Genomic DNA, 20611 nt, shown 5'->3' on the forward strand with positions numbered 1-20611 from the left:
TCCAGGCCCGGTAAGCGCAAGCGCCACCGGGCAACAAGACTCAGCTCAACAGCTGGAAGGCAATCATACCAACAATTGCGCCGACCGTACCGAGGATGGTTTCCATCATCGTCCAGGTCTTCAACGTTTGTGCTTCCGTTGCGCCGGTAAATTTACCGAACAACCAGAAACCGGCGTCGTTAACGTGGCTGACCACGATCGAGCCGCCTGCGATACAAATAGACAGTGCCGCCATCTGTGCGCCGGAGAAGTTTAGCTGTTCAATCACCGGCATCACCAGACCGACCGCCGTTAAGCACGCCACGGTCGCAGAACCCTGAATGATACGCACCGCTGCCGCCAGCACGAAGCAGGTAATGGCAATCGGCAGACCCATTCCGGTTAACGCTTCGCCCAGCGCCGGACCGACGCCGGAATCAACCAGCACTTGTTTAAACACGCCACCTGCACCAATCACCAGCAGGATAATCCCCGCCGGTTGCAGCGCATGACCGCAGATCTCCATCACTTTGTCTTTTGGCATACCCTGGCGAATCGCCAGACCGTAAATCGCCACCAGACAAGCAACCAGAATCGCGGTAAACGGGTGACCGATAAACTCAAACCATTCGTAAGTTGAAGAACCAACCGGCACAAAGCGCGCGGCGATGGTTTTCAGACCAACCAATACCAGCGGCAGCAGGATCAGCGACAAGCTAAAGCCGAAGGACGGCATTTTACCTTCGCCCAGATGCGGCTCGGTAATGTCATCAGGAATGTTCAGCTCAACGTAACGGCTGATGAAATTACCCCACAGCGGCCCGGCGATAATCATGCCCGGAATCGCGGCACACAGGCCAATCAGGATCATCCAGCCAAAGTCAGCGTGCATCTGCGAAGCCAGCAACATCGGCGCTGGCCCCGGCAGTAAAAACGCCGCAGCCGCCGCTACGCCTGCAAATAACGGAATGACTAATTTAACCAGGTTGGTACCGGTGTGACGCGCCATCGAGAACGCTACGCTAATCAGCAGCACAATCGCCACCTCAAAGAACAGCGGTAGCGCACAGATAAGCCCGGCCAGGCCAATCGCGTAATGTGCGCGGCTGTGGCCGAAGGATTTCAGCATTTTGACGGCAATTTGATCGACTGCGCCGGTCTCATGCAAAATCTTGCCAAACATCGCCCCCAACGCCACAACAATCGCCAGGAAACCGAGCGTGCCTCCCATCCCTTTTTCCATAGTCGCGGCGATTTTATCGAGCGGCATACCGGAAAAGAGACCTGCACCAATAGACACCACCATCAAAGCAAGGAAGGCGTGCATACGCGCCTTCATCACTAAAAACAGCAGTAATAAAACGGACCCTACTGCTGTTAAAACAAGCGTTAATGTACTCACTACTTACTGCCCTGGTTAATAACCTCAATGGTGCTGGCGACCACACCGTCCAGTGGTTGATCGATATCGACCACCAGTACATCGTTTTCATTCGCACCTGGTTCTTCCAACGCTTCAAACTGGGTCACCAGCATCTGCGTTTTGAAGAAGTGGCCTTTACGCGCTTTCAGACGGCTTTCGATAACGTCAAAATCCCCTTTCAGATAGATGAAAGAGAGGTTCGGGTTACCGTCGCGTAGCTGGTCGCGATAGACTTTTTTCAGAGCGGAACAGACGATCAGCGAAACCTTGTTGGTACGCTGCATCGCAAAGGCGGCGTCATTCAGCGCCTGTAACCACGGTTTACGGTCATCATCGTTGAGTGGCTCACCGGAAGCCATTTTCATGATGTTGCTGCGCGGATGGAGAAAATCGCCATCAAGAAACGCGGCCTGCAGTTGATGCGCCACTTCGCTGGCGACAGCAGATTTACCGCTGCCCGATACGCCCATCAGAACGTAAACGTGGTGATCATGATTAGTCGTGCTCAAAGCGTTGCCCCCACTGGTACAAGAATCTGGAAATTGTTACGGGTAACTGTTATCGGTAACATTGTCCAGCCGGATAAATAGAGAAGCAATATCCATTCGTGCTCGAAGTGTATAAGTGTGAGCTACTTCAAACTTGTTGGCTTAAATAGATCCGCCCGGTGACAAGGTGAAACCTAAATCTAACATTTTAGGTGTGACTGCTTCACCACGGATGCGCGCCAGCAGGCGTTCAGCACCAATGCTGCCCATGCGTTCACGCGGCGTGAGCACGCTCGCCAGACGCGGCTCCATCACCTGTCCGATGTCGTGACCGTGGAATCCAGCAATCGCCATGTCATCCGGGATTTTCAGCCCTAAACGCTGGCATTCGAAGGCCGCCCCTACCGCCAGATCATCGTTGGTACAGAAAATGCCGTCGAGCTGCGGGTATTCGCGCCGCGCCTGACGGATGAGTTCAATACCGGATGAGTAAGAAGAAGACTGTTCCACCATCACGCTGTACGGCACCAGGTTGGCATCGCGCATTGCCTGCTCGTAGCCCCTCTGTTTGATGATAGTACGTTCATCAAGACGTGCGCCAAGATAGGCAACATGACGGTGCCCGCGGGCGATGATAGCGGCAGTCATCTGGCGCGCGGCTTCGAAGTTGTCGAAACCGACGGCGATATCCAGACACGGAGACTGGCTGTCCATCAGCTCAACCACCGGGATACCGGCGACCTCAATCATTTTCAGCGTACGAGGCGTATGGCTACGTTCGGTGAGGATCAGGCCATCGATATTCCACGACAGCATCGATTCCAAGCGCTCTTGTTCCATCTCTGGCTTATAGCCGTAGTGCGCGAGCATAGTTTGATAACCATGGGCGTCGGTGACGGCCTCAATGCCGCGTAACACTTCAGCAAAAACCTGGTTAGTGAGAGACGGTAACAACACGCCGATAGCGCGACTGGTGGCGTTAGAAAGGATATCAGGAGCGCGATTGGGAATATAACCCAGCTCATCAAGTGCAGCGGCAATTTTGCCCCGCAGCGCCACGGAGACCTGCTCCGGGTTACGCAAAAAGCGACTGACCGTCATTTTGGTCACGCCCACGCGGTCGGCTACATCCTGAAGTACGGGTCTTTTCTTTTTCATCGTCCTGAAGCGTTAAAAAGGGATAGATTCCCCCAGTTTACCACGGACGCACGGAATTAATGACAAACGATGAAAAGCCGGATGGCAACGCTTTCGCGTCTTATCCGGCCTACATCAGGTTACAGCACGTTAGACTGGCGGCAGATCAAACAATAACACTTCGCTGTCGCTGTCGGCATGAATAGAAATTGCCTGTTCATCCCAGATTGCCAGACCGTCACTGGTGGTCGCTTTGGTTCCGTTAATGGTGACGTTGCCTTTAACGACCTGGATCCAGACGCGACGTTCAGCGGCAATCTGATGTACCGACTGCTCATCTTTGACCAGCGCCCAACGGTACAGCTCCATATCCTGGTACACTTTCAGTGAGCCATCGCGGGCATCAGGCGACAGCACCAGTTGTTTACCCTGAGCGGCATCGAAACGGCGCTGTTCATAGCGCGGCGTAATACCGTTTTCCTGCGGCATGATCCAGATCTGATACAGATGCAGCTTCTCAGTATTACTCGGGTTGTACTCCGAGTGACGGATCCCCGTCCCGGCGCTCATAATCTGAAACTCTCCGGCCGGAACCTGCTCTTTGTTGCCCATGCTGTCCTGATGTTCCACCGCGCCTTCCAGCACGTAGGTCAGGATTTCCATGTCTTTATGGGGGTGAGTGCCAAAGCCCTGGCCTGCGTCAATCACGTCATCGTTAATCACGCGCAGTGCCGAGAACCCCATAAAGTTCGGGTCATAGTAGTTGGCAAAAGAGAAGGTATGCCAGGAATCGAGCCAGCCATGATTCGCATGGCCGCGGTCGTTAGCTTGGCGTAAATAGATCATTGTGTTCACCCCCAGATGTTTTCGATGGAGTAAGTGTGGACTCAATCCGCCTGGGATCATAGAGGGTGAAAATTGACTCCTCTGTTCAAAAAATATGAATAAACCCAGAGGAGTCTGTGCAGGCTATTTGGCGAGGGTTATCGTCGCCGGAGATGCCTGTTCGAAGGCGCGTTCGAGGATCTCCAGGTTGGTTAGAACTTCAGATTCCTTGACGTAATTAGGCGTACCGGCGGTCAGCGTCTGGTACAGCGCATCATAGACGCGACCGTAATCCCCCACCTCCGGCTTCACCTCTTCTTTTACTGTGATGCCGTCATCGTTGACATACTCCAGCATTCCGATGGAATCATCAGCAGCGAAACCAGGCTCACCTGGCATGATATTGGCCTTCAGACTGGTTTCCTGCTGGTCGATGCCGTACTTCACAAACGAGCCTTTGGTGCCATGGACGATAAACTTCGGATAGTCGATTTTCACCAGATGACTGGTTTTAACAATGGTTTTCAGGTCGCCGTAAAACAGCTGCGCTTCAAAGGTATCGTCCGGGTTCGCTTTATTACGCAGGCTGCGGATGTCATAGGCCACATGATCGGGGCGTCCGAACAGCGAGATAATCTGATCCATGGTGTGTACGCCCAGGCCATAAAATGCGCCGTCCTGCGGCAGTCCCGGCTTAGTTTCCGCCTCGGGACGGTAGTAATCGAAATGACTTTCAACCTCAACAATTTCGCCGAGCTTGCCGCTCTCAATCGCTTTTTTAGCAGTGAGAAAGCAGGAGTCAAAACGGCGATTCTGATACGGCGTAACGGTCAGCCCTTTGCTTTGCGCCAGTTCGAACAGCACTTTTGCTTCTGCCAGCGTCGGCGTGAACGGTTTCTCAACCAGCACGTTTTTACCCGCCTCAAGCGCACGTTTGGCGTAGTCAAAATGGCTGTCAGCATGGGTACAAACGATCACTAACTTCACCTGCGGATCGTTTAAGATCTCGTCGAGGTCGCTGGTGAAGTGAATATGTGAATACTGCGGCGCCTGCTCTTCCGGCCTGGCGTTACGGCGGAAAATGTGCGCGACATGCCAGCTATTTTTGCGGTTGAGGACGTACGGCAAATGGTAGCGAGTGGTACTTTTACCAAAACCAATAAATGCGCAGTGTAAGGTCATGAGACAGTCCTTTTGAAGATGATTATCTACACCATAGCGCAAAGCGGCTGGAGACTGAATGTTGGATTCTTTGCCGGATGCGGCGTTGCCTTATCCGGCCTACAAAACCCAGGTCTCAGCCGTAGGCCGGATAAGCGCAAGCGCCATCCGGCATCATCCCGGGGACAAAATGACAAGTAAGCCAGGCTGAAACAAAACCCCAAAAAAAAAGCCAGCAAAAGCTGGCTAAAGTAATACTGGAAGCAATGTGAGCAATGTCGTGCTTTCAGGTTCTCCGTAGGGGTTCCCCTGAACGCAGAGCAATAATAATCATTCTCATTCGCACTTGTCTACTTCTTTTTGCAAAAAAATGCAGTTGACGGAATTTTCTTTCTCAGCGAGGGTAAAGACTCAATTAACCCTGAAGGAGATAAGGAATGAGTGAGATAGTGATACGCCACGCTGAACCGAAAGATTACGACGCAATTCGTCAGATCCATGCCCAGCCAGAGGTGTATCACAACACGCTACAGGTTCCTCATCCTTCCATGGAGATGTGGCAAGAGCGACTAACCGAACGGGTCGGAATCAAACAACTGGTCGCGTGCATTGATGATATCGTCGTCGGACATCTCTGCATCGACGTTGCTCAGCGCCCCCGCCGCAGCCATGTAGCCGATTTTGGTATCTGCGTTGATGCCCGCTGGCAGAATCGCGGCGTTGCAAGCGCGCTTCTCCGTACGATGATCGACATGTGCGACAACTGGCTGCGCGTCGACCGTATCGAGTTAACAGTGTTTGTGGATAACGAACCTGCGGTTGCGGTCTATAAAAAGCATGGCTTTGAGATCGAAGGGACAGGTAAGAAATACGGCCTGCGCAACGGCGAGTACGTGGATGCGTATTTTATGGCACGCGTGAAATAAATTTAAGGGCGAGTCTTATCGCCCTGTTTATTGAAAGGACGCAATAGTGAAAAAGTTTGTTCCCCTGGTTTTACTGGCCTCGCTCTCCCCAGCTTTTGCCACTACCGTACAAAATCTCGATGCCGTACCCGGCGTTATTCAACATACTGAAGGTAAACAGATTTTTGCTGAGCAAATGGCAGGGGCAACACCTGCGAAAGGATTTGGTGAACTTCCACAGGGATTATCAGAGAACCAGTGGATTGGCTGGGTTGCGCCGAACGAAAATCCTAATAATCTGATCCTCACTGGCGCCAAAGCCTGGGGAAAAGACGGGAAATACATTGGCGTCGCCTGTTTTGCTGACAATCAGGCCGATGCCGGGCAGGCAAAAAAGTACGCGGATAACACCTGTCCGGAAAACTACAACAACGGACGCGCCAATAAATTATATCTCGGCGTTTTCTCCTGGCAGAACCAACAGCTGCAGCCGATTGCCCGCTCGGAAAAACCATTAAACCAGATCTCAGCGTGGAATAAAGCTGCCGAGAAAGAGAGCGATGATGAGTCCGTCAGACCGCTGGCTTATTATACAAAATTGGATCTGGCACCGTACCGGATCGCTCCCGATACTCTGGCGTTCGGGGTGCGCGGTGGCTACTCCGATGCCTACTCCGGCGGCGGGGCGTTTTATGAAGTGCTGGAACTCTACACCATCAAAGACAGCAAGATAATCAACGTGTTTTCTGACCTTGTTTATTACTATTCGGATATCGCCGGAGACTGGAATAAAGACGGCACAAGGCAGCACGACATCAGCGAGAGTAAGTACATCCTGAAATTGCGGTCGGCAAAGACGCAGGGATTTTATGATTTAGAGGTCGTGAACCTGCAGGATAAAAGCAGCCAAATATTTCACTGGTCTGAATCACTGCAACAGTATGTTCCTTAACGGACGAATAAGGCCTGCAACGTTCAGAAGGCTGTAGGTCATTATCCTTAATTTCCCCGTCGTTACATCCAAAAGCGGAATTGCCATCCAATCCTGGCATAAAGTTGTTGATTGCAGTCCATCGCCTCCGCCGTCATCTTCAGGCGTAACAACCACCTGAATCATAGGGTTATTTTACTTACTATCTTCATCGCTATTTATCTTAACTTTAATAATATTAATATTACATTTTTGTTTTTTTTTGGTTTCTGCCATCACTTTATGGTGACAATCACAACAATATACTTCCCCTGGGACTAACTTAACCACGGTGAGGTAAAAAATGAAATTTGAACGCCATCATAGAATATTGAAAGAAATCAGTATTTCGGGAGTTGTAAAAGTTTCAAATCTGGCGAAAAGTCTCAAGGTAACAAAGGAAACCATTCGCTCAGATCTCAATGAACTTGCCGGACAGGGATATCTCACTCGCTGTCATGGTGGTGCATTTATTACCCTTGACTCTCTTGATAACGTTGCAAAAAACGAAATTGCTTATGTGCTGGAAAAATATGAATCAGCGCAGAAAATAAAAAAAGGTCTCTCTGCCATGAAGAATAATGTATGTGTTATTGGCTCGTTCAATGTTGATATTATCAGTTACCTACCGAGGCTCCCCTCGACAGGCGAATCATTACTTGCCGATAAATTTATTTTTTCGCCCGGAGGTAAAGGATGCAATCAGGCATTAGCTGCAAGCTATGCCGATTCTGATGTACATTTTATTACTAAAGTAGGGTCAGACCATTTCAGTGATTACGCCATTAATTTTATAAACTCATCAAAAATCCATAAAAGCGTTATCTATCAGACCAAAGAAACACAAACAGGTACAGCTACTATTATGGTGAATGGAGATACCGGGGATAACGTCATCGCTATCTACCCCGGTGCTAACATGACAATTTCCCCTGATGAAATCACCATACAAAAAGAAGCCATTGTTCATTCAGATATTGTTCTCGTACAACTGGAGACAAATTACGAAGCGCTTCACCAAACCATTCGTCTCGCACAGAAAAATGATATCCCTGTCATTATAAATCCAGCACCATACAATGAAATGGTCAATACCATTATTGATAATATTGATTATATCACGCCAAATGAAACCGAAGCGGGTCTGTTGGCAAACATGTCCGTCAATGATATTGAGTCGGCAAAAAGTGCGGCAAAGATTATTCATCAGAAAGGCGTCAAAAATACCATTATCACCCTAGGGAGCAAAGGCTCCCTCGCTTATGACGGAACACAATTCATCTATTCTCCGGCATTCCCGGCAGTTGTAAAAAATACCGCAGGAGCGGGTGATGCCTTCAATGGTGCACTCGCATCTGGCCTTGCTAAAGGAAAATCACTGGCATCTGCATTGTGCTACGCCAGTGCATTCGCCTCGCTTGCTGTTGAAACACCCAATGCCTCTGACATGCCAGAAAACGAATCCGTTCTTCATCGCATTCAAGGTTCGCATTACAAACAAACTATCTCGACTCACTAAATCAAGGAGCAGACTATGAATAATACACAGAAAAAACTAAAGGTGCTCTTTATTGGAGAATCCTGGCATATTCACATGATCCATTCAAAAGGCTATGACAGTTTTACCTCCAGTAAATATGAAGAGGGTGCCACATGGTTACTGGAATGCTTAAAGAAAGGCGGAGTAGAAGTTGATTACATGCCTGCTCACACCGTGCAAATCGCATTTCCAGAAAGCATTGATGACCTAAACCGTTACGATGTCATTGTCATTAGCGATATCGGCAGCAATACGTTCCTGTTGCAAAACGAGACGTTCTATCAGCTAAAAATAAAGCCCAATGCTCTGGAATCAATTAAAGAGTATGTCAAAAATGGTGGTGGACTGCTCATGATTGGCGGCTATCTGTCATTTATGGGTATTGAGGCAAAAGCTAATTACAAGAACACCATTCTTGCCGAGGTTTTGCCAGTTATTATGCTTGACGGCGATGACCGGGTAGAAAAACCAGAGGGTATCTACGCTGAGGCTATTTCCCCTGAACATCCTGTCGTTAACGGATTCACCGACTACCCGGCATTTCTTGGATATAACCAGGTTGTCTCCAGAGAAGATGCCGATGTTGTTTTAACAATAAATAATGACCCGCTGTTAGTGTTCGGTGAATACCAACAGGGTAAAACCGCCTGCTTCATGAGCGACTGTTCGCCGCACTGGGGAACACAGCAATTTATGTCCTGGTCGTTTTATACCGACCTGTGGGTTAACACGCTTCAATTCATCGCCAGAAAATAAAAAACAATGGAGTAACGAAAGTTACTCCTTTTATAAAATATAAGGATTGATGTATGAACAAGAATAAGTACTCAACCCCCTTACTGATGCTTGCAACTATCTTAGCCGATATGCTTTCCCCTATGCAGTCTGCCGTTAATGGACAATTGGGACACTGGTTGCAGGATGGAAATGCTTGCGCAGTAATCTCGTTCGCCAGTGGTCTGGTCGTCATGTTTTTTATTATTATTGCGCGCAAAGAAACACGCCAGCAATTCGCGTCGATCCCAGCTCTGATAAAAACGCGGAAAATCCCTTTGTGGAATTGGTTTGCCGGATTATGCGGGGCGATGGTTGTATTTTCGGAAGGGGCATCAGCCAGCGCGTTGGGCGTTGCCACGTTTCAAACTGCATTAATTTCCGCCCTCCTCCTTTCCGGCCTGCTGTGCGACCGTTTTGGCGTCGGTGTGGACGAGAAGAAATACTTCACGCCATGGCGCGTTACTGGCGCATTGTTCGCTGTTATTGCCACGATTTTTGTCGTGTCACCACAGTGGCATTCAACCTCCTTTATCCTGCTCGCTATCCTTCCATTTTTGGCAGGATTACTCGCTGGCTGGCAGCCCGCTGGAAATGCCAAAGTTGCCGAGGCAACGGGCTCTATGCTGGTTTCCATTACCTGGAACTTCATCGTCGGCTTTTGTGTGCTGGGCGCTGCGCTGGCGATACGTGTCGCATTAGGTCATGTCACCGTCCAGTTACCCGATACGTGGTGGATGTATCTCGGTGGCCCGCTGGGTCTGCTGTCCATCGGGCTGATGGCGATTCTGGTCAGAGGCTTAGGGCTGTTGATGCTCGGTGTTGCTTCTACCGCGGGTCAATTGCTTGGCTCAGTGTTGATTGATGAACTTATCCCGTCACTGGGTAATACGGTCTATCTGGTCACGATCATTGGGACGCTGTTTGCGCTAATAGGCGCAATTGTTACCACCATCCCCGAATACAGAGCATCCAAAATGGCGCAAAAAATGGAGGTGTCAGGATGAAAGGTTTCCTGCAAACCGTGACAGGCCCAGTGGCGCACACGGATATGGGTCTGACGCTACCGCATGAGCATCTGTTTAACGATTTATCATCGGTTGTTGACGAACCGCATTATGAATTCTCACAGCAACTCGTGGGGAAAAAGGTCAGCGCTGATCTGCAGTGGGGATTGAAACATGATCCCTACTGCTGCGCCGATAACATGGACAGAAAGGAAATTGATGATGTCATCTTTGAAATCAACAACTTTATGTCACTGGGAGGCAGGACGATTGTCGACGCGACAGGTTCTGAATCTATCGGTCGAGATGTCTTGTCATTGCGAGAAGTGGCATTAAAAACCGGTTTGAACATCGTAGCTTCATCAGGACCTTATCTGGAGAAGTTTGAAAGTGCCAGGATCCACAAACCTGTCGAGTTGTTAGCCTCACTTATTGATAAGGAACTGAATCAGGGGATAGGCGAGACGGATATTCGCGCCGGCATGATAGGTGAAATTGGCGTATCACCCGCTTTTACGCAGGCGGAACGCAACAGTCTGCGAGCGGCTTCTCTGGCACAACGTAATAATCCTCATACTGCGATGAATATCCATATGCCAGGGTGGCTGCGGCTGGGTGATGAGGTGCTGGATATTGTCCTTGAAGAGATGAACGTCTCTCCGGCAAAAGTCTCGCTGGCGCATTCAGATCCTTCGGGAAAAGATGTTGCCTATCAACGAAAAATGCTCGATCGCGGCGTATGGCTTGAATTTGACATGATTGGCCTGGACATCACTTTCCCAAAAGAAGGTATCGCCCCAGGCGTTCAGGAAACCGCAGATGCGGTAGCACATCTGATTGAATTGGGTTACGCCGATCAGATAGTTTTAAGCCATGATGTTTTTCTCAAACAGATGTGGGCAAAAAATGGGGGGAACGGTTGGGGATTTGTCCCGAATGTTTTCCTCGCCTATCTGGCCGCCCGTGGAGTAGACAACGATACTCTACGCAGGCTCTGTATTGATAACCCAGCGCGGTTGCTCACGGCATAGCCAACAAAACGCCCGGTGCCTGACACCGGGCTATTAATCAAAAATCAGTATCCCGCCGTTAAATCATCCACGGAACGCGGGTCAGATGCGCCATACAGTGCACCATCCGGTCCTACCATAATGCTCTGCGTGCTGCCCATCGCTTCCTTCAGCGCGACTTTCTGCCCTTTCTGCTCCAGCAGCTTAATGGTGTCCGGGCTAAACCCTTTCTCAACGCGCAGTTCATCGGGCAACCACTGATGATGGAAGCGCGGCGCGTTGGTCGCTTCGGCGACGTTCATTCCAAAATCAATGCTGTTGACTACCATTTGCAGCACGGTAGTGATGATTCGGCTCCCGCCAGGGCTGCCGGTAACCAGCCAGGTTTTCCCGTCTTTTACCACGATAGTCGGCGACATTGATGACAGCGGACGCTTCTTCGGCCCAACCGCGTTAGCATCGCCACCCACCAGCCCATAAACGTTCGGCACGCCCGGCTTGGCGGAGAAATCGTCCATTTCGTTATTAAGCAGAATGCCGGTGTTACCCGCCACAATGCCGGTGCCGAAGGTGGTGTTCAGGGTATACGTCACCGCCACGGCATTACCGTCTTTATCCACCACCGAGAAATGGGTGGTCTGATTGCTTTCATACGGCGCGAGCTTGCCAGGTTTGATCTGGCTGGAAGGCTTAGCCTTGTTGATATCAATTTGATCGGCAAGCGATTTGGCATAGGCTTTGTTGGTCAGCGCCTGCCACGGTACTTTCACAAAATCCGGGTCGCCCAGATACTCCGAGCGGTCGGCGTAGGCATATTTCTCCGCTTCAGCCATTACCTGCATGGCATCAGCGCTGCCAAACCCGTACTTCTTCATATCGAAGTTTTCGAGAATATTGAGGATCTGCACAATGTGAATACCGCCAGAGGACGGCGGTGGCATGGAGAAGACCTGATATCCGCGATAGTCGCCGCTAATCGGCGTACGCTCCACGGCTTTATAGCTGGCTAAATCCTCTTTGGTCATCAACCCGCCGTTTTTCTGCATTTCCTCCGCAATCTGATCGGCAATTGCCCCTTTATAAAACGCATCCGGACCGTTCTCGGCAATCATCTCCAGGCTTTTCGCTAGGTTCGTTTGCACCAGCTTGTCACCCTTTTTCAGCGGCTCGCCGTCTTTCCAGAAAATGGCTTTGCTGTTCTCGTGATTAGGGAGCACTTCGCTGCCATAGGTTTTCAGATCGTCAGCCAGCGCGTCGTTAACCACAAAGCCTTCTTCCGCTAGCTTCATTGCTGGGCGCACGACTTTGTTCAGCGGCATCGTGCCGTATTTCTCCAGCGCCAGCGAGAAACCCGCCACGGTACCCGGCGTACCGGATGCCAGATGCGACGTTAGTGACTTTTTCGCATCGGCGTTGCCCTGTTCATCAAGGAACATATCACGGGTCGCGCCAGCGGGAGCCATTTCACGAAAATCGATCGCCGTGGTGTTACCGTCTTTGGTACGCAGCAGCATAAACCCGCCGCCGCCCAGATTGCCCGCCTGCGGATGCGTCACCGCCAGCGCGTAGCCAACGGCTACAGCGGCATCAACGGCATTCCCGCCCTGTTTCAGAATATCCACCCCAACCTGGGTGGCTAAAGCATCTACGGAAGCCACCATCCCCTGTTGCGCGCGAACGGGATGGAACACATCTTCCTCGACACCGTAGGATACCGGCGGTGGCGCAGCCGGCGCGGCAGCAACGCTAAAACAACTTCCTGAGAGCAGAGCAGCAATGGCTACCCGGCGTAAAAACGTCGGTTTTATCATCGTTATTCTCCAGATGTACGGGGGTCTGCCCCCACTAAGCCTGGTGCATAACTCTGAAATAATCATCGTAACGGCGAGAAAGGAGTAAACTTAAATGATCCCCGAGAGGAGAAAAGCGATGAAACGACTCTTACTTTTAGCCATGCTCTTGCCGTTTGCAGGCTTTGCACAGCCCATCAACACCATGAATAACCCGAATCAACCCGGTTATCAGATCCCGAGCCAGCAGCGTATGCAAACCCAAATGCAATCACAGCAGATTCAGCAGAAAGGGATGCTCAACCAGCAGTTGCAAACGCAGACGCGCATGCAGCAACAGCATATGGAAAACCAAATCAACACGAACACCCAGCGCGTGCTGCAGTCTCAGCCGGGCGAGTTGAATCCTGGACAGCAGCAAATGCTGCCTAACAGTAACGGTGGGATGTTGAGTGGAACCCGTAATCCGGACAGCTCGCTCAATAAGCAACATATGCTGTCGGAGAAAAAGAACGGCGACATGCTGAAGCCCTCCAGCACGCCGCAGCCTAACGTTCCGTTAAAAACGATTGGGCCTTAACAGGGTTGGAAATCCGGACCAATCGTATCAATGGCATCGGTACAGATGCAGTCCACCCCCCAGCGCAGCAGTTCCGCCGCGCGCTGGGGTCGGTTGACGGTATACACCAGAATACGTAGCCCCGCATCGCGCAGCACATCCACGCGCGCCTCATCCAGCAGCTTATGATTAAGATGAATAGAGACGCAGCCAAGCCGCGTGGTCAGCTCACGCCAGTCCTCGCGCCATTCATCCAGCAGCAAACCTCTCGGCAGTTCAGGCACCGCCTGCTGCGCCGCTTCTAGCGCATCAATTTCAAAGGATGACAACAGTGGTGGCGTCATTCCCGCCCACAGTTCACGTGCGGCCAGCGCCACGACCTTCCCGGTGAGCGCCCCCGTCCCGGTGGTGGGTTTGATCTCAATATTTGCCATCATGCCGTGCTGGCGACAGCGCTCAGCAACTTGCGAGAGCAGCGGCAACGGTTCGCCTTTAAACTCACCGCTAAACCAGCCGCCGGCGTCCACGCGCAATAGATCCTGCCAGTTCAATTCGCCAGCCACGCCCCAGCCGTTACTGGTGCGTTCCAGGTTGTCGTCATGCAGCAAGAAGATCTCACCGTCTTTCGACAATTTAGCGTCAAACTCAATCATGGTATGCCCATATTGCGCCCCCATGTCGATTGCCGCCAGGGTGTTTTCCGGGGCTAACTTACCGCCGCCGCGATGGGCGACAATATGGGGGTAAGGCCAGTTATTCATACGCGTTGTCCTGTTTCGCCATCAAAAAGATGCAGATGATGTTCTGGCAGATGCAGCCACAGCGTACTGCCTGCCGTCGGGCGATGCTGATGCGCCAGTCGCACCACCAGCTTTTGCTCACCCCAACGTCCATGTGCCAGATTATCCGCACCCAGCATTTCCAGCGTGTCGACGACCAGCGGCACGCCGCCTTCGGCCTGCGAGCTTAGCGCAATATGCTCCGGGCGGATACCCAGCGTCATGTTACGCCCAATACACTCCCTGGCGCTTCTGCCAATGGGTAACGTCATGCCGCCCTCCAGCTCAAAATGGGTACCCATCGAGCTGATGCGCCCATCGAGCAGATTCATCGCCGGGCTGCCGATAAAGCTCGCCACAAAGCGGCTGGCGGGTTTTTCATACACCTCAACTGGGGTACCGATTTGCTCGGCAACACCTTTGTTCATTACCATTACCCGTTGGGCGAGGGTCATCGCTTCAACCTGATCGTGCGTCACGTACAGCGAGGTGGTTTTCAGTCGGCGATGCAAATGTTGTAACTCCAGACGCATCTGTACGCGCAGCTTGGCATCAAGGTTAGAAAGCGGCTCATCGAACAGGAATACCGCCGGGTCACGTACAATCGCTCGTCCCATCGCTACGCGCTGGCGCTGGCCGCCGGAAAGTTCGCGCGGACGACGTTTGAGCAGCTCACCTAGCTCGAGAATACGTGCCGCCTCTTTTACCCGCTCAGCAATATGCTCCTTGCCCATCCCGCGGATTTTCAGCCCCCAGGCCATGTTTTCTTCCACGCTCATATGCGGGTAGAGAGCATAGTTTTGAAAGACCATCGCAATGCCGCGATCCTTCGGCTCCATCTCGGTGACGCGTTTATTATCAATCCAGATATCGCCGCCGCTTACCCGTTCAAGCCCGGCCACCATCCGCAGCAGCGTAGACTTACCGCAGCCGGATGGCCCAACCATCACAATAAATTCCCCGTCCGCGACGTCCAGCGTCAGCGGTTTAATCACCTGGGTTTTGCCGTCCCAGCTTTTGGTTACTGCCTGTAGTTTTAAACCAGCCATTTTTATTTCTCACTGTCCACTAAACCACGCACAAACGCGCGCTGCATGGCTAACACGATGATTACCGGAGGGATGAGCGTCAGCAGCATGGCGGCCATTACCTGGTTCCACTGCGTGGTGCCTTCACCGGTGGCAATCATGCCTTTGATACCCGCCACCGCAGTGCCCAAATTGACGTCGGTAATAATTAACAACGGCCACAGATACTGGTTCCAGCCGTAGATAAAGGTAATAACAAACAGCGCCGCCAGATTGGTTTTTGACAACGGTAGTACGATATCGCGGAAAAAACGCATTGGTGACGCGCCGTCAATACGCGCCGCCTCAACCAGTTCATCCGGCAGGGTCATAAAGAACTGACGGAACAGGAAAGTCGCTGTCGCAGATGCCATCAACGGCAGTGTCAGACCCGCATAGCTGTCGAGCATCTTCAGATTGGCGATCACTTCTACCGTCGGGAAAATACGCACCTCAACCGGTAGCATCAGGGTGATAAAAATCATCCAGAAGAACAGGTTGCGCAGCGGAAAGCGAAACCAGACGATGGCGAATGCGGAGAGCATAGAGACGGTAATTTTCCCTACCGTAATGCTGAACGCCATGATGAAACTGTTGAGCATCATCAGCCAGAACGGCGCGCTGTTGACGCCCACGCCGTTGACCCAGATGTATTTCATGTTTTCCAGCAGCTGCGAGCCGGGAACCAGTGTCATCGGCGTCTCAAACACCGCTTTGTTATCCAGCGTCGCCGCGACAAACGCGACGTACAACGGAAACAGGATCACCATGATCCCCATAATCAACATGGCATGGCTGAATATTGTCAGCCCACGACGGTTCTCAATCATTGGTAACGCACCTTACTTTCCACATAGCGGAACTGCACCACCGTCAAAATAATGACCAGGAACATCAGCACCACCGATTGTGCAGCGGAAGAAGCCAGATCCAGCCCGACAAAACCTTCGCGATAGATCTTATAAATCAGCGTCGTGGTCGCCTGTACCGGCCCGCCTGCAGTGGCAGCATCAATCACCGGGAAGGTGTCAAAGAAGGCATACACCAGATTCACCACCAGCAGGAAGAAGCTCACCGGGGCAATAAGCGGCAGCGCCAGTTTAAAGAAGCGGCGAACCGGCCCCGCACCGTCAATCGCGGCGGCTTCGATCAGCGAGCGAGGAATAGACTGCAGTGCGGCAAAGAAGAACAGGAAGTTGTAACTAATCTGCTTCCAGACCGACGCGAACACCACCAGGAACATTGCCTGACCGCTGTTTTGCGCATGGTTCCAGTCATAGCCAAACTCACCGAGAAAATGGGTAATCAGCCCGCGCCCGGGGTTAAACAGGAAGATCCACAATACGGCGGCAACGGCGGGCGCAACGGCGTAAGGCAACAGCATTAGCGTTTGGTAAAAACGGCTGCCGCGTACCACATAATTCACCAACGCCGCAAAAAATAACGACACCAGCAGACCGCTTACCGTGACTAACGTACTGAACTTAATGGTGGTCCAGAATGAGTCGAGGTAGTACGGGTCATGAAACAGCGCGACAAAGTTTTCCAGTCCGACAAACTGGCTGGAAAGACCAAACGGATCAACGGATTGTAGCGAGTACCACAGCGCTTCACCGGCAGGCCAGATAAAGAAAATAACGGTGATAACCAGCTGCGGAGCCACCAGTAAATAGGGAAGCCAGCGCGAACGGAACACCGGACGAGATGAAGACATGGAAGTTTGATTCCTGAACAGCGCCGGATGGCGCTACGCTTATCCGGCCTACGCGCATTTGTAGGCCGGGTAAGGCGCAGCCGCCACCCGGCATTTCACATTACGATTTGGTCGATTGCTCAAAGCGGCGCAGTAACTGATTGCCACGCTCAACGGCGGCATCCAGCGCCTGCTGCGGGGTTTTCTTCCCGGTCCAGACGCTTTCCAGCTCTTCATCCACAATGGTACGGATCTGCGGCATGTTGCCCAGACGCAGCCCTTTGGTGAACGGCAACGGCGGCTTGTTCAGCATCTGGCGGGTGGCGATATCAGCCCCAGGGTTCTTATCATAGAAGCCCTGCTCACGGGTCAGGTCGTAGGCAGCTGTGGTGATCGGCAGATAGCCGGTCTTCTGGTGCCATTCAGCAGCAATTTCAGGCTTCGCCAGGAAGTTGAGGAACTTCGCCACGCCTTCGTAGGTGCCTTTGTCTTTGCCCTGCATCACCCAAAGACTGGCCCCACCGATAATTGCGTTCTGCGGCGCGCCCTTCACATCGGCATCGTACGGCATCATTCCGACGCCATAGTTGAATTTCGCGTAATGGCGGATATCAGCCAGCGAACCGGAAGAGGCGGTGGTAATGGCACAATCCCCGTTATAGAACTTCTCAGTGGATTCGTCCTTACGCCCGAAGTAGCTGAAATCGCCTTTTTTGTTCAGCTCTTCCAGCAGGGCGATATGTTTCACCTGTTCCGGTTTATTGAACTCCAGCACTGCGTCAGTACCGTCAAAACCGTTGTTTTTGGTAGCGACCGGCAGACCGTTCCAGGCGCTGAAGTTTTCAATCTGAATCCATCCCTGCCAGCCGCTGGCGTAACCGCACTTCATGCCTGCCGCTTTCAGCTTCGCGGTGTACTCCGCCAGGTCCTGCCAGGTTTTCGGCGGCTGCTCAGGGTCTAAACCAGCTTTTTTAAAGGCATCTTTGTTGTAGTACAGCACCGGAGTGGAGCTGTTAAACGGTTGAGAAAGCAAATGTCCGCTTTTAGAGTCGGTGTAATAACCGGAAACCGTCGGTACGAACTGAGACTCATCGAAGTTAATACCAGCCTCTTTGAATACTTCATAGACCGGTTTAATGGCTTTCGAAGCCATCATCGTTGCCGTACCCACTTCATAAACCTGTAGCAGCGCAGGCGCGTTTCCGGTACGGAAAGCGGCAATTCCTGCACTCAGGCTCTGCTCGTAGTTGCCTTTGTACTGCGGAACAATTTTGTAGTCGGGATTGGCGGCATTAAAACGTTGCGCCAGAGAATCAACTTCTTTACCCAGTTCGCCTTCCATTGAGTGCCAGAATGGGATGGTGGTGACCGCCAGTGCCTGACCTGCAAACGCCAGGCTAAGTGCCAGTCCTAAAGCTGTATGTCGTAACGATATCATCGGTTATCTCTCTTGTTGTGCCGGATGCGCGATATCACGCGTTTTATGCTCGCGGGGGTAACATGACATGCTCGAATGACAGAAAAATAACTTTTTTATTACAAAAAAAAGATAGTAAGGCGACAAACAGATGGCAAGGCGGTGAAAGCGTAGTGACAGGAAAATGCGGAGTGGTGCACAACAAAGCCGGGTAGCGGTATGCCTTACCCGGTCTAATAGCGGTTCAGATATCGAGATGATGCATTAATGGCGCAGACGATGCGCAATTTGTTCTAACGTGAGTTGTCCTGCTGCCGCTTCAACCGTCATGGCAACAAAATCAGGGTTTGCAGATAATACGATCCCATTACGTTTTAAAAACAGCAACGTAATAAATAACGCAGTACGCTTGTTACCATCATTAAAGATATGCCCACGGGAAATGGCTAACAAATGCATTGCCGCCAGTAGCCACACGTCAGTCACACCTTCATATTCGATTTGATTCAATACCCGATACATCAGCGCTTCCGCACGACCGGGGTCAGGCATACCTGCGACACCAGGCGTCACGCGGAGCAGCCTGTCGTGAAACTGTATTATCTCTTCCGCTGAGATAATCTGTAGCGTCATTTATCCGCCAGCTCCCTGATTTCATTACCATGAATCATCATTATGTCGGCAAATTCATCATCAAGTCTGGCGGCCTGATAGCGTTCAAACTCTTCCGCGCTGATGATTACCGCAGGTTTATGACCACGGCGCGTAATGGTAACAGGCACACCAGTGACAGCGCTCTCCAGCACTTCAGCCAGGTTTTGTCGAGCTTCACTATAGTTCATAGTGCGCATAAAGCCTCCTCATATGTACATCTTAATTGTACAACTGAAGCGTACAAAAGAGAAGCATCAGTCAGCGCATGTAATCGTGGATACGTTGCCTGACGTACGACCTCATTATCTCTGGATAGACTTAATCTCTGCGCCAGCGTCGTTCGTACTCATTCTGTAAACGCTGCTGCTCTCGCCGCTCACGTTCACGTTGGATATCTGATTTATCATCTTCCCAGCCCGGGCATACCGAGCTGGTAAACACTTCGCAGGGCGAGTCGGATTGCGCTAACGGGTTGTCCGATTTCTCTTCCCAGATTGCGGGATCGCGCGGGTCAAACGCTGGCGGTGTCGAGGCCAGGGTAGTTAAAGAAAGCGTCAAAAACAAACTGCCAATCATCATGCAGGTACCTGAACGAATCATCCTTTCTCCATGTTCATTTTTTATTATTGATAACTATTCTCAATAATAACATAGCGCAATAAAAAGGGGCCACAGCGGGCCCCTTGTCTATTCAGAGAATGATTAACCGCCAAGATACGCACTGCGCACCGCTTCGTTAGCCAGTAGCGCATCGCCAGTGTCTTCCAGCACCACATGACCGTTTTCCAGCACGTAGCCGCGATCGGCGAGCTTCAGCGCCTGGTTAGCGTTCTGTTCGACAAGGAAGATGGTCATCCCCTGCTCGCGCAGTTGCTCAATGGTGTTAAAGATCTGCTGGATGATAATCGGCGCCAGACCCAGCGATGGTTCATCAAGCAGTAGCAGCCTCGGCTGGCTCATCAGCGCACGGCCTATCGCCAGCATCTGTTGTTCACCGCCGGACATCGTTCCTGCACGTTGAATACGACGCTCATGCAGGCGAGGAAACAGGTCATACACCCACTTGATGCGTTCCTGAAACTGGTCTTTCTCGGCAAAGAAACCGCCCATCGCCAGGTTCTCTTCCACCGTCATACGGGAAAACACGCGACGCCCTTCCGGCACAATCGCTACCGCTTCGCGCATGATTTTCGCTGTCTGCCAGTCGGTAATGTCTTTACCATCAAAGACGATTCGCCCGCTGGTCGCTCGCGGGTCACCACACAATGTGCCGAGCAGCGTGGTTTTTCCCGCGCCGTTGGCACCAATCAGAGTAACGATTTCACCCTGGTTGATATACAAGCTGACGTCATGCAGCGCCTGTATCTTGCCGTAGTGGGCGTTGACTTTGTCGAACGATAACATCGCCTTATCCATATTAATCCTCGCCCCCA

22 protein-coding genes are annotated in these 20611 nt (G+C 51.6%); 7 read left to right on the forward strand and 15 right to left on the reverse strand.

The window, feature by feature from the left end; all coding sequences use genetic code 11:
* Positions 1–40 precede the first annotated feature (40 nt).
* From gntU to OGV57_RS22065, 5 genes are all read right to left on the reverse strand, one after another.
* Positions 41–1381 (reverse strand): gluconate transporter, encoded by a 1341-nt coding sequence (gene gntU / locus OGV57_RS22045; RefSeq protein ID WP_003023477.1) that lies wholly within the window; start codon positions 1379–1381, stop codon positions 41–43.
* Positions 1381–1911, reverse strand: coding sequence for a gluconokinase (gene gntK / locus OGV57_RS22050; protein WP_003023475.1), 531 nt, complete (start codon positions 1909–1911; stop codon positions 1381–1383). The genes gntU and gntK overlap by 1 nt, the downstream gene beginning before the upstream one ends.
* Positions 1912–2052: 141 nt before the next feature.
* Positions 2053–3048, reverse strand: coding sequence for a gluconate operon transcriptional repressor GntR (gene gntR / locus OGV57_RS22055; protein ID WP_003023473.1), 996 nt, complete (start codon positions 3046–3048; stop codon positions 2053–2055).
* 129 nt (positions 3049–3177) lie between these two features.
* Positions 3178–3873, reverse strand: coding sequence for a quercetin 2,3-dioxygenase (gene yhhW, locus OGV57_RS22060; protein ID WP_054528859.1), 696 nt, complete (start codon positions 3871–3873; stop codon positions 3178–3180).
* Positions 3874–3996: 123 nt separating this feature from the next.
* On the reverse strand, positions 3997–5034 hold the full coding sequence (locus OGV57_RS22065) for an oxidoreductase (protein ID WP_054528860.1): 1038 nt from the start codon (positions 5032–5034) through the stop codon (positions 3997–3999).
* A gap of 416 nt (positions 5035–5450) precedes the next feature.
* On the opposite strand from OGV57_RS22065, the gene yhhY reads away from it, so the two are divergent.
* The 6 genes from yhhY to OGV57_RS22095 all read left to right on the forward strand — a co-directional run bounded on the left by yhhY (position 5451) and on the right by OGV57_RS22095 (position 11240).
* Positions 5451–5939: an N-acetyltransferase gene (yhhY, locus tag OGV57_RS22070; RefSeq protein ID WP_003846192.1), complete on the forward strand. Its 489-nt coding sequence runs from the start codon at positions 5451–5453 to the stop codon at positions 5937–5939.
* Positions 5940–5985: 46 nt separating this feature from the next.
* Positions 5986–6870, forward strand: a complete 885-nt coding sequence (locus tag OGV57_RS22075; protein ID WP_003846191.1) for a hypothetical protein — start codon at positions 5986–5988, stop codon at positions 6868–6870.
* 322 nt (positions 6871–7192) lie between these two features.
* Complete coding sequence (locus tag OGV57_RS22080) at positions 7193–8407, forward strand: PfkB family carbohydrate kinase (RefSeq protein WP_003023466.1); 1215 nt, start codon at positions 7193–7195, stop codon at positions 8405–8407.
* Between the two features lie 15 nt (positions 8408–8422).
* Positions 8423–9184, forward strand: a complete 762-nt coding sequence (locus OGV57_RS22085; protein WP_046671270.1) for a glutamine amidotransferase — start codon at positions 8423–8425, stop codon at positions 9182–9184.
* Positions 9185–9237: 53 nt separating this feature from the next.
* Positions 9238–10209: a DMT family transporter gene (locus OGV57_RS22090; RefSeq protein WP_286531731.1), complete on the forward strand. Its 972-nt coding sequence runs from the start codon at positions 9238–9240 to the stop codon at positions 10207–10209.
* Complete coding sequence (locus OGV57_RS22095; RefSeq protein ID WP_003023461.1) at positions 10206–11240, forward strand: phosphotriesterase family protein; 1035 nt, start codon at positions 10206–10208, stop codon at positions 11238–11240. The genes OGV57_RS22090 and OGV57_RS22095 overlap by 4 nt, the downstream gene beginning before the upstream one ends.
* 44 nt (positions 11241–11284) lie before the next feature.
* Here OGV57_RS22095 and ggt read toward each other — a convergent pair whose 3' ends face one another.
* Positions 11285–13030: a gamma-glutamyltransferase gene (gene ggt, locus OGV57_RS22100; RefSeq protein WP_048218792.1), complete on the reverse strand. Its 1746-nt coding sequence runs from the start codon at positions 13028–13030 to the stop codon at positions 11285–11287.
* Positions 13031–13148: 118 nt separating this feature from the next.
* On the opposite strand from ggt, the gene OGV57_RS22105 reads away from it, so the two are divergent.
* Positions 13149–13589 carry a DUF2756 family protein gene (locus tag OGV57_RS22105; protein ID WP_003023456.1) on the forward strand — a complete coding sequence of 147 codons (441 nt, stop codon included), beginning with the start codon at positions 13149–13151 and terminating at the stop codon, positions 13587–13589.
* On the opposite strand, the gene ugpQ is transcribed toward OGV57_RS22105, so the two are convergent.
* From ugpQ to livF, 9 genes are all read right to left on the reverse strand, one after another.
* A complete protein-coding gene (ugpQ, locus tag OGV57_RS22110; RefSeq protein WP_054528861.1) occupies positions 13586–14329 on the reverse strand; it encodes a glycerophosphodiester phosphodiesterase in 744 nt (247 codons plus the stop codon). The two genes, OGV57_RS22105 and ugpQ, sit on opposite strands and share 4 nt — an antisense overlap.
* On the reverse strand, positions 14326–15396 hold the full coding sequence (locus OGV57_RS22115) for a sn-glycerol-3-phosphate import ATP-binding protein UgpC (protein ID WP_054528862.1): 1071 nt from the start codon (positions 15394–15396) through the stop codon (positions 14326–14328). The genes ugpQ and OGV57_RS22115 overlap by 4 nt, the downstream gene beginning before the upstream one ends.
* A gap of 2 nt (positions 15397–15398) precedes the next feature.
* The gene (gene ugpE / locus OGV57_RS22120) at positions 15399–16244 is read right to left on the reverse strand and encodes a sn-glycerol-3-phosphate ABC transporter permease UgpE (protein ID WP_003837843.1); all 846 of its coding nucleotides are present in this window, start codon (positions 16242–16244) and stop codon (positions 15399–15401) included.
* A complete protein-coding gene (gene ugpA / locus OGV57_RS22125) occupies positions 16241–17128 on the reverse strand; it encodes a sn-glycerol-3-phosphate ABC transporter permease UgpA (RefSeq protein WP_003837841.1) in 888 nt (295 codons plus the stop codon). The genes ugpE and ugpA overlap by 4 nt, the downstream gene beginning before the upstream one ends.
* 100 nt (positions 17129–17228) lie before the next feature.
* The gene (ugpB, locus tag OGV57_RS22130) at positions 17229–18545 is read right to left on the reverse strand and encodes a sn-glycerol-3-phosphate ABC transporter substrate-binding protein UgpB (RefSeq protein WP_054528863.1); all 1317 of its coding nucleotides are present in this window, start codon (positions 18543–18545) and stop codon (positions 17229–17231) included.
* Positions 18546–18788: 243 nt separating this feature from the next.
* The gene (locus OGV57_RS22135; RefSeq protein WP_032937237.1) at positions 18789–19157 is read right to left on the reverse strand and encodes a type II toxin-antitoxin system death-on-curing family toxin; all 369 of its coding nucleotides are present in this window, start codon (positions 19155–19157) and stop codon (positions 18789–18791) included.
* The gene (locus OGV57_RS22140; protein ID WP_032937236.1) at positions 19154–19375 is read right to left on the reverse strand and encodes a type II toxin-antitoxin system Phd/YefM family antitoxin; all 222 of its coding nucleotides are present in this window, start codon (positions 19373–19375) and stop codon (positions 19154–19156) included. The genes OGV57_RS22135 and OGV57_RS22140 overlap by 4 nt, the downstream gene beginning before the upstream one ends.
* Positions 19376–19496: 121 nt before the next feature.
* On the reverse strand, positions 19497–19778 hold the full coding sequence (locus tag OGV57_RS22145) for a hypothetical protein (RefSeq protein ID WP_003023442.1): 282 nt from the start codon (positions 19776–19778) through the stop codon (positions 19497–19499).
* Between the two features lie 102 nt (positions 19779–19880).
* Positions 19881–20594, reverse strand: a complete 714-nt coding sequence (gene livF, locus OGV57_RS22150; protein ID WP_003827581.1) for a high-affinity branched-chain amino acid ABC transporter ATP-binding protein LivF — start codon at positions 20592–20594, stop codon at positions 19881–19883.
* Positions 20595–20611: the final 17 nt, after the last annotated feature.

Source organism: Citrobacter sp. Cf087, from assembly GCF_030334285.1.
GTDB classification, from domain to species: Bacteria; Pseudomonadota; Gammaproteobacteria; order Enterobacterales; family Enterobacteriaceae; genus Citrobacter; species Citrobacter freundii.

Excerpts from the sequence above, each read along its gene's own strand:
- gntR (WP_003023473.1), bottom strand. The coding sequence starts at position 3,048 with ATGAAAAAGAAAAGACCCGTACTTCAGGATGTAGCCGACCGCGTGGGC.
- yhhW (WP_054528859.1), bottom strand. The coding sequence starts at position 3,873 with ATGATCTATTTACGCCAAGCTAACGACCGCGGCCATGCGAATCATGGC.
- OGV57_RS22065 (WP_054528860.1), bottom strand. The coding sequence starts at position 5,034 with ATGACCTTACACTGCGCATTTATTGGTTTTGGTAAAAGTACCACTCGC.
- yhhY (WP_003846192.1), top strand. The coding sequence starts at position 5,451 with ATGAGTGAGATAGTGATACGCCACGCTGAACCGAAAGATTACGACGCA.
- OGV57_RS22080 (WP_003023466.1), top strand. The coding sequence starts at position 7,193 with ATGAAATTTGAACGCCATCATAGAATATTGAAAGAAATCAGTATTTCG.
- OGV57_RS22085 (WP_046671270.1), top strand. The coding sequence starts at position 8,423 with ATGAATAATACACAGAAAAAACTAAAGGTGCTCTTTATTGGAGAATCC.
- OGV57_RS22090 (WP_286531731.1), top strand. The coding sequence starts at position 9,238 with ATGAACAAGAATAAGTACTCAACCCCCTTACTGATGCTTGCAACTATC.
- OGV57_RS22095 (WP_003023461.1), top strand. The coding sequence starts at position 10,206 with ATGAAAGGTTTCCTGCAAACCGTGACAGGCCCAGTGGCGCACACGGAT.
- ggt (WP_048218792.1), bottom strand. The coding sequence starts at position 13,030 with ATGATAAAACCGACGTTTTTACGCCGGGTAGCCATTGCTGCTCTGCTC.
- OGV57_RS22105 (WP_003023456.1), top strand. The coding sequence starts at position 13,149 with ATGAAACGACTCTTACTTTTAGCCATGCTCTTGCCGTTTGCAGGCTTT.
- ugpQ (WP_054528861.1), bottom strand. The coding sequence starts at position 14,329 with ATGAATAACTGGCCTTACCCCCATATTGTCGCCCATCGCGGCGGCGGT.
- OGV57_RS22115 (WP_054528862.1), bottom strand. The coding sequence starts at position 15,396 with ATGGCTGGTTTAAAACTACAGGCAGTAACCAAAAGCTGGGACGGCAAA.
- ugpE (WP_003837843.1), bottom strand. The coding sequence starts at position 16,244 with ATGATTGAGAACCGTCGTGGGCTGACAATATTCAGCCATGCCATGTTG.
- ugpA (WP_003837841.1), bottom strand. The coding sequence starts at position 17,128 with ATGTCTTCATCTCGTCCGGTGTTCCGTTCGCGCTGGCTTCCCTATTTA.
- ugpB (WP_054528863.1), bottom strand. The coding sequence starts at position 18,545 with ATGATATCGTTACGACATACAGCTTTAGGACTGGCACTTAGCCTGGCG.
- OGV57_RS22135 (WP_032937237.1), bottom strand. The coding sequence starts at position 19,157 with ATGACGCTACAGATTATCTCAGCGGAAGAGATAATACAGTTTCACGAC.
- OGV57_RS22140 (WP_032937236.1), bottom strand. The coding sequence starts at position 19,375 with ATGCGCACTATGAACTATAGTGAAGCTCGACAAAACCTGGCTGAAGTG.
- OGV57_RS22145 (WP_003023442.1), bottom strand. The coding sequence starts at position 19,778 with ATGATTCGTTCAGGTACCTGCATGATGATTGGCAGTTTGTTTTTGACG.
- livF (WP_003827581.1), bottom strand. The coding sequence starts at position 20,594 with ATGGATAAGGCGATGTTATCGTTCGACAAAGTCAACGCCCACTACGGC.